The 13131-nt window shown below is 66.8% G+C and carries 9 protein-coding genes and 1 tRNA gene; 5 read left to right on the top strand and 5 right to left on the bottom strand.

Annotated elements, in window-relative coordinates:
- Positions 1-28 precede the first annotated feature (28 nt).
- Complete coding sequence (locus tag R2733_20470) at positions 29-2311, bottom strand: xanthine dehydrogenase family protein molybdopterin-binding subunit (protein ID MEZ5378885.1); 2283 nt, start codon at positions 2309-2311, stop codon at positions 29-31.
- Between the two features lie 166 nt (positions 2312-2477).
- On the opposite strand from R2733_20470, the gene R2733_20465 reads away from it, so the two are divergent.
- The 3 genes from R2733_20465 (at position 2478) to R2733_20455 (ending at position 7432) form a co-directional block, all read left to right on the top strand.
- Positions 2478-3734, top strand: coding sequence for a cytochrome P450 (locus R2733_20465; protein MEZ5378884.1), 1257 nt, complete (start codon positions 2478-2480; stop codon positions 3732-3734).
- An 80-nt stretch (positions 3735-3814) separates the two neighbouring features.
- On the top strand, positions 3815-5059 hold the full coding sequence (locus R2733_20460; protein MEZ5378883.1) for an acyl-CoA dehydrogenase family protein: 1245 nt from the start codon (positions 3815-3817) through the stop codon (positions 5057-5059).
- 159 nt (positions 5060-5218) lie between these two features.
- The gene (locus R2733_20455; protein MEZ5378882.1) at positions 5219-7432 is read left to right on the top strand and encodes a fibronectin type III domain-containing protein; all 2214 of its coding nucleotides are present in this window, start codon (positions 5219-5221) and stop codon (positions 7430-7432) included.
- A 46-nt stretch (positions 7433-7478) separates the two neighbouring features.
- Here the strand turns inward: R2733_20455 and R2733_20450 are convergent, their stop codons facing one another.
- The gene (locus tag R2733_20450; GenBank protein ID MEZ5378881.1) at positions 7479-8759 is read right to left on the bottom strand and encodes a class I SAM-dependent rRNA methyltransferase; all 1281 of its coding nucleotides are present in this window, start codon (positions 8757-8759) and stop codon (positions 7479-7481) included.
- Between the two features lie 75 nt (positions 8760-8834).
- Between R2733_20450 and R2733_20445 the strand changes: the two genes are divergently transcribed.
- A complete protein-coding gene (locus R2733_20445; GenBank protein ID MEZ5378880.1) occupies positions 8835-9950 on the top strand; it encodes an ABC transporter ATP-binding protein in 1116 nt (371 codons plus the stop codon).
- Positions 9951-10094: 144 nt separating this feature from the next.
- On the opposite strand, the gene R2733_20440 is transcribed toward R2733_20445, so the two are convergent.
- Positions 10095-10988, bottom strand: a complete 894-nt coding sequence (locus tag R2733_20440) for an ABC transporter ATP-binding protein (protein ID MEZ5378879.1) — start codon at positions 10986-10988, stop codon at positions 10095-10097.
- 168 nt (positions 10989-11156) lie between these two features.
- On the opposite strand from R2733_20440, the gene R2733_20435 reads away from it, so the two are divergent.
- Positions 11157-11324: a hypothetical protein gene (locus R2733_20435; GenBank protein ID MEZ5378878.1), complete on the top strand. Its 168-nt coding sequence runs from the start codon at positions 11157-11159 to the stop codon at positions 11322-11324.
- A gap of 460 nt (positions 11325-11784) precedes the next feature.
- Here R2733_20435 and R2733_20430 read toward each other — a convergent pair whose 3' ends face one another.
- Positions 11785-12693 carry a DUF6206 family protein gene (locus R2733_20430; GenBank protein ID MEZ5378877.1) on the bottom strand — a complete coding sequence of 303 codons (909 nt, stop codon included), beginning with the start codon at positions 12691-12693 and terminating at the stop codon, positions 11785-11787.
- Between the two features lie 290 nt (positions 12694-12983).
- Positions 12984-13056 (bottom strand) — tRNA-Ile (locus R2733_20425).
- Between the last annotated feature and the right edge of the window lie 75 nt (positions 13057-13131).

Here is a 13131-nt window from a genome sequence, read left to right as displayed (position 1 = left end):
GGCTCCGGGAAGCGGGTGCTGTTGGCGACTAGCGAGCGGCTTGGATGGCCGCCCACACGTTGCCCGAGGTGAGCGGCATGTCGATGTGGCGCACCCCCAGATGCGACACCGCGTCGACCACCGCGTTGTGGATCGCCGGGGTCGAACCGATGGTGCCCGACTCACCGATGCCCTTCGCGCCCAGCGGGTTGCGGGGGCTGGCGGTCTCGGTGTTGTAGGTCTCGAAGCTGATGAGTTCGGCCGCCGATGGCATGGCGTAGTTCATCAGGTTCGAGGTGATGGGGTTGCCCTCGGCGTCGTAGCGCACCTCTTCATAAAGGGCCTGCGCCGCGCCCTGGGCGATGCCGCCGTGCTGCTGGCCGGTGACGAGCAGCGGGTTGAGGATCCGACCGCAGTCGTCGACGGCGATGTGGCGCAGCATCGTGACCTCACCGGTCTCGGTGTCGACCTCGACCACCGAGATGTGCGATCCGAACGGGAAGGTGGAGTCGGTGCCATCGAAGTCGAGCTCGAACGCCAAGCCGGCTTCGACATCGGCGGGACGCTTCGAGTCGTCCTTCGCCGCCTGCGCGAGCTCGGCCCAGCTCATCGCCGATGACGGCACGCCCGCCACCTGTAGACCGTTGTCGCCCTTGACGATGTCGTCGACGCTCGCCTCGAGCAGGTGCGCCGCCAGCTTCTTCGCCCGTTCGAGCACGGTCTCGGACGCCACGTGGACCGCCGAACCGGCCGTCTGCAGCGAACGCGACCCCATGGTGCCGGCCCCGCGAGGAATGTCGTCGGTGTCGGACTGCAGCACCGTGACCGCCTCCATCGGCACCCCGAGCATGTCGGAGATGATCATCGAGAAGGCCGTGATGTGGCCCTGACCGTGGGCCGAGGTGCCGACCTTCGCGGTAACGGTGCCGTCGTCGTTGACCTCGACCGCGCCGTACTCGACGTGGAGCCCGGCCGGAGCGGTGACCTCGACGTACGCCGAGACACCGATGCCGATCTGCTTCGGATCGCCGGAAGCCCGACGAGTGGCCTGCTCGGCGAGGAGGTCGGCGTAGCCCGACTTCTCGAGGGCGACGTCGAGCGCCTTTTCGTATTCACCCGAGTCGTAGTTCGCTCCGCCGTGGGTGGTGAGCGGGAAGGCGTCGGGCTGGAGGAAGTTCTTGCGACGGATCTCGGCCGGATCGATCCCGAGTTCGTCGGCGGCGATGTCGATGATGCGCTCGAGCAGCTGGGTGGCTTCGGGGCGACCGGCGCCGCGGTAGGCGGCGACGTGCGTGGTGTTGGTCGCTGCCGAGATGGCGGAGTAGCGCAACTTCGGGATGTTGTAGACGCCCTGGCTCATGGTCTGGGTGAACATCGGCAGGATGGCACCGATGGCCGGGTAGGCGCCGGCGTTGGCGACGACCTTGATGTCGATACCGGTGATGACACCGTCGTTGGTGGTGCCGAGTTTGCCGTAGAGCACCATGTCGCGACCGTGGGCGAGCGACACCATGTCTTCGCTGCGTTCCTCGGTCCATTTGACCGGGCGGCCAAGCTCGAGGGCGGCACGGGCGGTGAGGAGGTGCTCGGTGTAAGCACCGGCCTTCGGACCGAAGCCGCCACCGACGGCAGGGGCCGCTACTCGGACATTGCCCGGTTCCATGCCGAGCAGACCGGCCAGCGCGTCACGCACCGCGACCGGGTTCTGGCTGGGGATCCACAGTTCGAGGTGTCCATCGGGCTTGGGGATGGCCACGGTGCCGTTCGGCTCCATCGGCACCCCGGCCTGGCGCTGCGACACGACACGAGCCTCGGTTACATGATCGGCGCCCTCGAGCGGGTCGACGTCTTCGTTGATCCCGATGGCGAACACGATGTTGGAGCCGGTGTCGGGGAAGAGCAACGGCGCACCGTCGGCGACCGCGGCCTCGGCATCGGTCACGACGCCGAGCGGCTCGTAGTCGACGACCACGGCCTCGGCGGCGTCGGCCGCGGCCTCACGGGTGTCGGCGACGACCATGGCAACGATGTCGCCGACGTAGCGCACCTTGCCCTTGGCCAGCGACGGACGGGTGGGCATGCCGGGCATGCCGACGAAGTCGGCGACCTCGAGGTTGTCGGAGGTGAAGATGGCCACCACGCCGGGCATGGCGGCAGCATCAGCGGTGTCGATGCCGGCGATGTCGGCGTGGGCGAAGGTCGAGCGGACGAAGAAGACGTGGCCCAGGCCCTCGATGGCCAGGTCGTCGTAGTACTTGTCGGCTCCCCGTAGGAGCGACGGATCCTCACGACGAAGCACGGCGTGGCCGAGAATCGAACCCTGAACAGACATAGACGCTCCATTGGTCGTTGGTCGCTGGCGAGAACCGAGCGCCGGGTGGCGCACCTGCTGGATCGTAGGTCGAAATCGCTCGACAATCAGAATTCTCCGACGATCCATTGCGACATCGGTCACCGACCGTTTCGCCTCGCCGGAGCGGATGACATAACGTGCGCCAATGTCCGAGAACACGATCGCGCTCCCGAACCCGGTCCTCAACGAGTTCTGGGTCCGCCCGCAAGACGCCATCCACGCCGACCTCGACCTCCTGCGTCCACGGGGTCCGGTCTTCCTGGCCGAGCCCGAGATCCCACCGGAGATCCCGCTCCCTCAGGGCCCCGGCACCTGGGTCCTCACGAGCATGGCCGACATCCTCCACGTGTCGAAGAACCCGCAGACCTTCTCCTCGGCCAAGGGCATCACCGTCGGCGACCAGCCGATCGAATTCGTCGAGTTCTTCAGCTCGATGATCGCCATGGACGACCCCCGCCACGCCAAGCTGCGCCGCATCGTGTCGGCCGGTTTCACGCCCCGCATGCTGGCCAAGCTCGACGAGTCGGTCCAGGCTCTGGCGGCCAGCATCGTCGACGACATCAAGGGTCGGGGCGAGGTCGACTTCGTCGTCGACGTCGCTGCTGCACTGCCGCTCAAGATCGTCACCGACCTGATGGGCCTACCCGACTCGGAGTATCAGTTCGTCTTCGACCGCACGAACATCATCCTCGGCGCCGGCGACCCCGAATACGTGCCCGAAGGCACCGACATCGTCACCGCGATCCTCACCGCCGGCGCCGAACTCGCCCAACTCATGGACGAGCTGGCAACGTCGAAGAAGGGCGGCGATGGCACCGACCTCACCTCGATCCTCGTCAACACCGAACTGGCCGACGACCAGCTGAGCCACGCCGACCTTGCCAGCTTCTTCATCCTCCTGGTGGTGGCCGGCAACGAGACCACCCGGAACGCGATCTCCTGGGGTCTCGACTACCTCACCAAGCATCCCGACCAGCGGGCCATCTGGGCCAACGATTTTGAGGGCGTCGCCCCGACCGCGGTCGAGGAGATCGTCCGGATGGCCAGTCCCGTCACCTACATGCGGCGGACGGTCACCGAAGACACCGTCGTCGGCGGCCAGGAGATGGCAGCCGGTGACAAGGTCTCGATGTTCTACCTCGCCGCCAACCGCGACCCGGCGGTGTATGCCGATCCGCATGTGTTCAACGTGCTCCGCAACCCCAATCCGCACGTCGGCTTCGGTGGTCCTGGCCCGCACTTCTGTCTCGGCGCCCATCTCGCTCGTCGGGAGATCACGGTCATGTTCCGCGAGCTGTTCAAGCAACTGCCCGACATTCGCTCCACCAGCGAACCCGACTACCTGGCCTCGTCGTTCATCCACGGCGTCAAGCACCTGAAGGCCGAATTCACGCCGCGCTGAGCGGCGCCGTCCCGAGCTGAGCGGCACGGCCGATCAGCCTCTCCCACCACCCGTCCACTTCGATCCGAGGAATCACCCCCATGAGCAATGACGCACCCGCCCTGTCCCCCGAGGAAGCCGACGCCTTCCGCGAGCGCTGCCGAGCATTCCTCGCCGAGCACGCCACCGGCCTCAAGATCGAGGGCGACGACCCCCGCAGCGATCAGTCGGTCGCCCAGGCCAAGGCATTCCAGGCCAAGGTCGCCGAGGCGGGACTGGCCGGACTCACCTACGCCACCGAGTTCGGCGGCCAGGGCCTCACCTCCGCCCACGATCGGATCTGGCGTGAGGAATATGCACGTGTGCCCGACATGACCGGGCAGCTCACGATCAGCCACGGCATGTGCGTGCCGGTGCTCAACGAGTTCGGCACCGACGAGCAACGGAAGCAATTCATGCCCGACGCCATTGCCGCTCGCACGCTGTGGTGCCAGATGTTCTCCGAGCCCGGCGCCGGTTCCGACGTCGCCTCGTTGCAGACCCGGGCCGTGCTCGATGGCGACGAGTGGACCATCAACGGCCAGAAGGTCTGGACCACGCTCGCTCACCAATGCGACTACGGCATCCTCATCGCCCGCACCGATCCCGAGCAGCCGAAGCACCGTGGCATCTCGATGTTCATCGTCGACATGAAGGACCCGGCGGTCGAGATTCGTCCGATCAATCAGATCGACGGTGGCGTGCACTTCAACGAGATCTTCTTCACGGATCTGCGCATCCCGAAGGACTGGCTCGTCGGCACCCTCAACGACGGCTGGCGACTCGCCACGGCGATGCTCATGTACGAACGCGTTGCCATCGGCACCGGTTCGACCAGCGGTATCAAGACCCCGAACTTCAAGTGGCTCGCCGAAGAAGCTCGCCGTCGGGGGGTGATCGGCGACCCGCAGACCCGCCAGATGCTGGCCAAGCTCTACAGCGAAGAGGCGGCCAAGAGCCTCGTCGCCATGCGCACCCGGGCCGAACTCAAGGCCGGCAAGGCGCCCGGCCCCGGTGGTTCGCTCGGCAAACTGCACGGCGCCATCATCGCCCGTATGACCCGATCGATGATCGGGGAGATCGCCGGGCCCGACTCGCTGGCCTGGGACGCCTCGAGCGGCGACGGTCCAGCCGAGAAGTACATGAAGGCCATCATCGGCTCCTTCAGCGCCAACATCGCCGGCGGCACCGACGAGATCCAGAAGAACATCATCGGTGACCGGGTGCTCGGCTTGCCTCGGGAACCTAGCGTCGACAAGGACGTCGCCTTCAAGAACCTGAAGGTCGGCACCCAGCGCTCGGAGTGAGCGCCGGGTGAGTTGAAGACTGGGTGAGCGCCCCGACGCGCATGGGCCGAACGGCACCTGCGTCGGGGCATCACGCCTCATTCGCCACGCTGCGTGGTTTCTTACGCTGTGGGGAGGACCAGGAGCCCGTCCTGTTCCGAACCACGCCGAGGATCACCCATGAGTGGACGTTCGACTGACTCGACCCACAGGTCGCCATCGCTCACCAGCCGCTGGGGTCGTGCCCTGGGAGCCCTGACCATCGCCGCAGCGTCACTGGGCGTGGTCGCCTTGGCCCCGAACACCGCAAGCGCCCAGCTCTCCCCCGAGGCCACCTCGGACTGGGGCGTGACCGGCAACCTGTTCGGCACCCAGTCCGATTCGATCGACGCCGAGGTGTTCGCCACCGAACAGATCGGCAACATCGTCTACATGGGCGGCCGCTTCACTAGTGCCACCAACGGCAACGTCACCGAACCCCAGGTTGCGATCGCCGCGTTCGACGCCAGTACCGGCGACTTCCTGACCAGCTGGCGCCCAACGCTCGACGGCGCCGTCTACGCACTCGAGGCCAGTCCCGACGGCACACGTCTCTTCGTCGGCGGCGACTTCGAAACCGTCAACGGCACCCCGACCGGTGGCCTCGTCGCCCTCGTCCCCGCCACGGGCGCCATCGACACCACCTGGGCCGGCCGGATCGGCGGCTACAACCTCGTCCGTTCGCTCGACGTCGGGCACGGCTACCTCTACGCCGGCGGCGGCTTCACGTCGATGTCGAGCGGCAACCAGGGCCAGGCGGCCTATCGGGTCGGCCGCTACGACCTCGACACCGGCATGATCGACAGCACCTGGCGGCCCGTGATCCAGGGCGGTTCGGTGTGGGGTCTCGCCGCCAGCTCGAACATGGACCGCGTCTACCTCGCCGGCTACTTCAACAGCTCGAACTTCACGTTCGCCTCGAACGGGTTCGTCGCCCTCTCGTCGGTCACCGGCGACAATGCAAGTGGTGTCCTGCCGATCACGCCGAACACCAACACCGTCTCCCGTCGCTACCTCTACGACGTCGAAGTCGCCGGTGGATTCGTGTGGATCGGCGGCAGCGAGCATTTCGTGCAGGTCCTGAACGAGGCCGACCTGTCGCTCCACAAGTTCCACATGTCACAACCGGGAACCGGTGACTTCCAAGAACTCGAGGTGGTCGGCAACACCGTCTACGCCGGTTGCCACTGCCGGGTCGGCTCCTACCTCGAAACGGCCGACAGTCCGATCCCGTGGCAGAACGCCTTCCCCCGACCGCCCGTGGTCAACACCGGCCCTGTGGCCTGGGTCGTCGCATTCGATGCCACCACCGGGCTGCGCGACACCACCTTCCAGCCCGAGATCACCAGTGCCGGCCCCGGTATCTGGGCCATCCATGGCTCCCCCAACGGGTGCGTCTGGTTCGCCGGTGACGTCACCTCGTCGGGAGGCCAAGTGCAATACGGCATGACCCGTCTGTGCCAAGAGGGTGTCGATCCGGTCGACACCGTGCGCCCGTCGGTTCCCGGCCGCCCCCAGCTCCAGTCGCTCGGCGTCGACTCGGCTTCCTTCGTGTGGACCTCATCGACCGACAACGTTGCGGTCGTCGGCTACCGGATCTACGCCAACTCGATCGACGGTGTCGCCAGCGGTGCCGTGCTCTACGACGGTCCGGCCAACAGCGCCGGTCTGACCGACCTGGCACCGGGAACCTACGAGATCTACACCAAGGCCTACGACGCAGCCGGCAACGAGTCCTACCGCAGCGGGTTCACCACGTTCACGATCACTGGCATGGTGGCCGACACCGAGCGGCCGAGCACACCGGGCCGTCCGCAGATCGTGGCCGTCGACTCGACCAGTGCCTCGATGGTCTGGTTCGAATCGACCGACAACGTCGGCGTCGAGGGGTACCGCATCTATGCCGACACGATCGACGGCGTCGCCAGCGGTGCGGTCCTGCTCGATGCTCCCACGAACTCGGGCATCGCCACCGGTCTCACGCCAGGTACGTACGTGGTCTACACCAAGGCCTACGACGCAGCCGGCAACGAGTCCTACCGCAGCGGCTTCACCACCTTCACCGTCACCGGTGCCGTGGTCGACCTCGAGCGTCCGTCCACGCCCACCGGGCTCGTGGTCGCACTCCCGGCGGCGAACACGGCCGACCTGAGCTGGAACGCCTCGACCGACAACGTCGGCGTCGTCGGCTACCGGGTGTTCGATGCCTCCGGCGCACTCGTCGCCACGTTCGCGACGAACTCGGGCACCTTCACGGGCCTCGATGCCGGTACCTATGACTTCTACGTCAAGGCCTATGACGCCGCCGGCAACCAGTCGTGGCGCTCCAACATCGTGACCTTCACGATCGCCTGACCTCAGGAGCACGCCCGGATCTCGACCCGGGACCACGGCCCGGGAGTCAGCGTCGGCGGGCGAACAGGGCCTTCAGGTAGTAGCCCTCAGCGAAGGTGGCGGGGTGGTCGAGCGCGTGGCCGGTCTCCGTCACATCATCGAACTCGACCCCCGCATCGGCCGCAGCATCGAGCACGGTGTCGAAGAACTCGGCCGACGGGATGCGTGACGAGCACGACGCCTGGACGAGCAGTCCGTCGGACTCGACCAGGTCGAGGGCGAGCTTCGTCAGACGACGGTAGGCCGAGAGGGCCCGAGGCACATCACCCTGCTTGCGGGCGAACGACGGCGGGTCGACGATGACGATGTCGTAGCGCTCACCCCGGTCGGCCATCGACGCCATCACCTCGAAGGCATCACCAACCGTGGTCTGTAGGTGTGTGGTGCTCGTGGCCGGGTTCAGGGCCATGTTCCGCTTTGCCGTCTCGATCGCCTCGCCTGCCAGATCCATGCTGTGGACCGACCGTGCCCCACCGGCGGCGGCATAGACCGAGAAGCCGCCAGTGCAGGAGAAGACATCGAGCACCCGAGCCCCATGAGCCCGCTCCCGCACTCGCTGGCGGTTGTCACGTTGATCGAGGAAGTGGCCGGTCTTCTGACCGCGAATCGGATACGACTCGAAGAGCAGGCCGTTTTCGGAGAAGACCACGGGCTCGTCGAGCGCCGCCGGCTGGAAGGTCTCGGCGTCGAGCACCAGCCCGTCGTGCAGACCAGCAACGTCGGATCGTCGCTGGGCCTGTTGTTGGACGGTGCGGGCCAGGCGGAGCACGACTCGATCGACGGGAGCGCCCGCAGCGTCGGCCTCGGCGACCAGCGCCGGCAGCACGTCACGCAGGTGGGGGAACCAGGCCTGGCTATAGAGCTTGACGACGAGCACGTGGTCGTAGCGATCGACGATGAGTCCCGGCAGCGAGTCGTTCTCGCCGTTGACGAGCCGATACCCGGTGGTGGCGCGCTCGCCCGACGACGTGATCAGGGACCGCCGCCGGTCGTACGCGTCGGCGATCGTCGAACGCCACCAGCCGCTGTCGATCGTGGCCGGCTTGCCGTGATGCAGCACGCGTACCGAGATCGGAGAGTCGGGATCGAACAGTCCGATGGCGAGGAACGCCCGCTTCTTGTCGAAGATCACCGCCAGATCACCGGGCTTGCCGCCGTCGGCACCGCTCGTGATCCCCCCGTCGTAGAGCCACGGATGGCGCTTGCGCAACTGGCGTTCGGCGGCGGGCGTGGCCTTCAGGGCCAGACGTTTGTCGCTCGGTCGCGGCAGAGCATCGAGGGAGAACACCGTCCAACACTACGGCGATCAACGGCACGGATGGCGCTTGGCGCCATCGCCCCCGTTGCGAGTATGTTTCCCCTTGTGACCGATGCCACGCCCTCCCACCTCACCGCTGCCCACACCGCCGACTCGCCGCTGCTCGAGATCACCGATCTCCGCACCCACTTCCTCACGGCCAACGGCCGAGTGCGAGCGGTCGACGGGGTCACCCTCACCCTGGAACGGGGCAAGACCCTCGGGGTGGTCGGCGAGTCGGGCTCGGGCAAGACCGTGCTCTCCCGCTCGGTGATGAACCTGCTCCCGAAGCACAACGTGCATCGAGAGGGCAGCGTGAAGTTCGAGGGCCAAGAGCTGCTCGGGCGCTCCGACAAGGAGATGCGAGAGATCTGGGGGAAAGAGATGGCGATGGTCTTCCAAGACCCCATGTCGTCGCTCAACCCGGTCATGAAGATCGGCAAGCAGATCACCGAGCCGCTGCGTCTCCACCTCGACGTCGACCGCAAGGAAGCCCGCCTCGTCGCCGAGCAGTTGCTGCGCTCGGTCAACATCCCCGAGCCCGAGAAGCGCTTCGACGAGTTCCCCCATCAGCTGTCGGGCGGCATGCGTCAGCGAGTCATGATCGCCGTGGCGATGGCGTGTGGCCCGAAGCTGCTCTTCGCCGACGAGCCCACCACCGCACTCGACGTCACCGTGCAGGCCCAGATCCTCAATCTGCTACAGGACCAGCAGATCGAGCGGTTCATGGCCATGGTGCTCGTCACCCACGACCTCGGCGTCGTGGCCGGGCGCACCGACGAGATCGCCGTGATGTACGGCGGCCGGATCGCCGAGAAAGCGCCGACCAACTCGCTGTTCGCCAACATGAAGCACCCCTACACCCAGGCGCTGCTGCGGTCGATCCCGCGGGTCGAGAACCCGAGCCACACTCGGCTCCAGGTCATCGCCGGTCGCCCACCCGACCTCATCAACCCGCCGAAGGGCTGCTCGTTCAGCCTGCGCTGTCCCTATGTGCAGCCGCGCTGCCACGAGGAACGCCCTCAGCTCACGCCGTCGGCCACGCCCGGGCACTCCTTCGCCTGCCATTTCCCGCTGGGCACGCGAGAGAACGAGGTCGCCCTCGAGACCAACCTCGCCGCCGGCCTCCCCCAGACCCTGGCCTCGGTCGAAGGTGTCGGCATCGGCGCCCCCGTCGTCTGACCAGGCATTCCAAGCAAAGCTCCGGGGCTGCGTACGCTCAGCCGTACGCAGCCCCGGAGCTTTGGTGGTTTTGGACGTGGCCCCGGAGGTTCGTCGCCCATCGGCTGCTCACCGGCTGCCACTGGCAGAGCGGATGGGGGTGGTTCAGCCTCGGAGATCGACGGCCGTGCCGTCGGCCGGGTGCCAGTCGTCGTCGCTCAAGGGGAAGTGACAGGCGGCGAAGTGACCGGCGTAGTGCTCCTCGATCACGGGCTCGAGTTCGGCGCAGATCGTCTCGGCCCGGGGGCAGCGAGTACGGAAACGGCAGCCCGACGGCGGGGCGATTGGTGACGGGAGCTCGCCGGAGATCGCTGCGGCCGAGCGAGGGTCGATGAGCGGGTCGGGCACCGGGATGGCCGACAGCAGCACCTGGGTGTAGGGGTGGCGGGGTCGGGCGTACAACTCGTCGGGGTGACCGACCTCGCACACCTTGCCCAGATACATGACCGCCACACGATCGGAGACGTTCTTGACCACGGCGAGGTCGTGGGCGATGAACACCAGCGAGATGCCGTAGCGGTCCTTGAGGTCTTCGAGCAAGTTCAAGACCTGCGCCTGCACCGACACGTCGAGTGCCGAGACCGGCTCGTCGCAGATGATCACCTTGGGCTCGAGGATGAGCGCCCGGGCGATCGAAATGCGCTGGGCCTGGCCGCCGGAGAACTCGTGCGGATGCTTCGGCATGGCCGTGTCAGCGTCGACGCCGACGTCGTTGAGCACCTTGCGAACTCGCTCCATGGCGTCAGCCTCGAAGGCCTCCCGCTGGCCGCGGATCTTCAACATGCGAGGGATGGCGAAGAACGGCATGGCGATCACCAACGCCAACCAGATCGCCGACGTGATCAGGATGAGCGCAGCAGCCGGCGCCATGATCACGAGGCCGGCGACCATGCCGATGGTCCCGAGCGAACTCAGCGCATTGCCATCGCCGTCGGAGGTGACGGTGCCGAAGACGTAGGCGAACATGCCGACGAAGAAGGCGATCAGACCGATCCTCACGCTGAGACCGACAAGCCGCTGCTTCCACCGATCGGTGCCCTGGCGCTGAACTTCGGACGCTTCCAGGATCCGGTCATCGACGCTGCCCTCATCACCCAGCGGGCCACCGATGATCCCGACGTTCGCCGCCAGGCGGCCGAGGACATCAACCGCTCGTTCGGTGAGAACGTGTGGAACCTGTGGAGCACCTGGACCCTGTGGGGCATCGTGTCCAACCACAACGTCCAGGGCGTGACCGACGAGACCACCCCCGATGGCGACACCCGCCGCCCGGTCATCTCGGGTTCGCACCCGATGGTCGGCATCTGGTGTGTCGACGGCAACTGCAACCCCTGATCGGGTTGAGGTCGCCCGACTGACTTCCGTCAGTCGCACACACCGCCATCGTTAGCAGTACGTCGAGGTGCCCGGGCTCATCGAGCCCGGGCACCTCCGCGCTCTGCCACCTCCGAATTCGGTACCTCCGCGTTCGGGCACCTCCGAATTCGGGCACCGCTGCGTCCAGGCACCTCCGTGCTCTGGTACCTCCGGATTCGGCCGGTCCTCGCACGAGCTCCGGCTCTCGAGCCCGCAGGGATCCATCTCTCGGCTCTCGAGCCCACTTCCGGGCTCCACAGCCGACAGTTGATCAGCGGTGGGCTCCACAGCCGACAGTTCGTCGACGGGAGGGTCCCCGGCCGACCGATCGCCCCGAACCGTCGAGGCTGAAGCCCAGTTTTGCCATCTGTCGACACTGAAGCTCAGAAGCGGGCTCCAGTGTCGACAGTTCACCCAGTTGGGCTTCAGCGTGGACAGTTCAGGCGCTCGGCCGATGCTCGCGGTCGGCGAACGTGGAGTGGATGAAGAAGTCGTAAGGGCGCCGCCGGACCTTGTGCTGCCACCCTCGCTCGACCGCCTGGAGTCGCTTGAGGAGCGGCCAGAGCTTCCGATCCTCGTCGTAGATCGCCTGAGCTTCGCCCGCCTCGATCGGTGCCTCCCACTGCCAGCGGCGGTTCATGGCATCGATGGTCGGCTCGACCCATTCGGGCATTTGCTCCCGATAGAGGTTGGCGACGATGTCGACCGCCACGGTCCGAGGTTCGCGCCACCGCTGCACGGTCTTGTGCATCTCCCGAGCGACGATCGGCCGGAGCGGCGCCGACAGCATGCGCAAGAACGGCCCGAGGTCGAACTGGAGTGATCCGGTGTCATCCCACAGAAACGGGGTGCCGACGTCGACGAGCGTGAGTCGCTCGCCATCGAAGGAGAAGTTGGTGACCTGCGCGTCGACACTGAGGTGAGGGGTGACGATCGACAGGACCTCGGCGAGCGCTCGAAGGTAGGGATGGTCGGGGTCGGGCGTCGCGCCGCCGAGCACCCGCTCCCCCAGCGTCGACGGGTCGAGCATCGGCTGCACCAAGTAGGCATGCACGCGACTGCCGTGCTCGATCGATCGGACCGATGTGTCGACGACGTCGAGACCCGCTGCTCGGAGTCGATCGACGTACTCGACGACCGTGTCTCGGTAGGCAGCGAACTGCGGCGGTGTGAACGGCGGTGTCCGCTTGCACACGAACCGAGGTTCGTCGACCGGCCAACCCAACGCCACCGACAGCTCCCCGAACCCAAGCACCGCCAGCCCCGAGAGGTCGCCCGAGGCGAGCGCCCCACGAACCGCAAGATCCAGGGCCTCGAGCTCGTCGTCGGCAATCACGTCGTCGCGCATCCGACCATCCTCCCACGCCATGCCCCCACCCGCTCCCATGCACAGCCCACATCAGCGCCCCAGGGTCCAGCGGCGCGAGTTGGGAGCGCAGCGAGCAACTCCGTAAGTGCCGAGGCCCCCAAGGCCGAGGAACGACAGCGAGCAACTCGATAAGTGCCGAGGCCCCCAGGGCCCGACCTCATCACCCGCAGCGGCGCGAGTTCGGGCGCCCAGCACCCCGATACCTACGGGGAGTTTGCGGAGCAAACTCCAAGGAACTCCCGAGGCCCCCTGGGGCCGAAGAGTTCCAGTGGGCCCGGAGGGGATCGAACCCTCGACCAAGCGATTATGAGTCGCATGCTCTGACCACTGAGCTACGGGCCCCGATGACGGCCCGAGGGCCTCGGGCAAGGGTAGTGGCCGCCGGGCGAGGTCGGATCCCTCGGCAACTTTGGAGAC

This window comes from Acidimicrobiales bacterium (genome assembly GCA_041394265.1).
In the GTDB taxonomy this organism is placed as follows: domain Bacteria; phylum Actinomycetota; class Acidimicrobiia; order Acidimicrobiales; family SZUA-35; genus JBBQUN01.
This window is presented reverse-complemented; position numbering and strand designations above follow the sequence as displayed.